This window comes from Levilactobacillus sp. LN180102 (genome assembly GCF_050106635.1).
Classification (GTDB): Bacteria; Bacillota; Bacilli; order Lactobacillales; family Lactobacillaceae; genus Levilactobacillus; species Levilactobacillus brevis.
The window spans coordinates 1-1,160 of sequence record NZ_JBNIIX010000048.1; the positions used below are offsets into that span (position 1 = coordinate 1).

Sequence of the window (1,160 nt, forward strand, 5' to 3'; positions counted from 1 at the left end):
TTGGAACTCACGCGCGCATAACCGATTTTAGCCATTTTCAGTTCTCCTTTTGGACAGTTCTAATGAACATTCGTAACTCCTAGTATAGCACAGAAGCAAAAAAGGCCAATAGGGTATACCCTAATGGCCGTTTGATATGAACTTATTTTGTTTTATATTTATCTTGAACAGCAAGAATTTTTGTTAAATATTCCATATCTAAATCTTTTCCCAAGGAGTCTTGATAATCTGTTTCAACGACAAATTCCTTCACTGTGCCACTCATGGTCTGATATATGAAATAAATATAAACGGGCTTTTTATTAACGAAGCGCTTTAATGCTTTATAATTAGACGTAAGACGATTCTTAACTGCGTCTAAAAAGCGCCCTTTAGGAATAACAATAGTTCTCATTTCGTGACTTTTGATGGGAATAAAACCAGTCGCCGCAATTTCATCGCCATTTTGGATATTCACCATTTGAAGGTAAGGATATAAGTCCTTATCTTCATATTGCTTTTTATAGTTCTTAGACTTTATCTTATCTATAAACAATAAAAATAAGCGATATGTCCAAGACCTTGTCGTATGCGTAGTCTTACTATTGCTGTCTTTGCACAATCTAAGTTTTACTCGAATGATGTATGGCAACAACTTTCGATATAGATAGAATTTCTTGTCTGTAACCATTATTCCTAGCAGTTGAGACGCTTCAGTTCCTAAACTGTCATTATATATGGAAATAGCTGTTTCAAAATTGTTGTTTCCTGAGGAGTATTCAAAAGATTGTCTCAGCTTCCTGTGACGATTTCTTAAAAATGTTATTACTGCTAATCCGAATGCTAACCAACCTACCGATATGTTAATGCTAATCCATTGGATGATATTTAAAATTAGTTCCCATGATTGACCTATAAATAATTGTATAACTTTCAACATTATAAAATCTTCTTTCTTATTTGTTTGCATTTGTATTATTATTTTTATAATTATCAAGCGCCTTACTGTTCTACGTCACCAAGTTTTAAAGCCTTCTTTCAAATTTTGTCCGTGTCCTACTAGGGACTGTCTGAAAACTAAAAATTCAGGTATAATCTGAGGAAAAACGAATCGAGGCATTCCGATGACAACACCTAAACGATACGAACTGGAAGATGCTCAGTGGGACCGAATCAAAGGA

The 1,160-nt window shown here is 34.2% G+C and carries 1 protein-coding gene; it reads right to left on the minus strand.

The window, feature by feature from the left end; translation table 11 throughout:
* Positions 1–142: 142 nt before the first annotated feature.
* Entirely contained in the window at positions 143–919 is a 777-nt protein-coding gene (locus ACP4IT_RS12575; RefSeq protein WP_024855730.1) for a hypothetical protein, read from the minus strand.
* Positions 920–1,160: the final 241 nt, after the last annotated feature.

Coding starts and splice junctions, on each gene's coding strand:
- ACP4IT_RS12575 (WP_024855730.1), bottom strand. CDS start 919: ATGTTGAAAGTTATACAATTATTTATAGGTCAATCATGGGAACTAATT.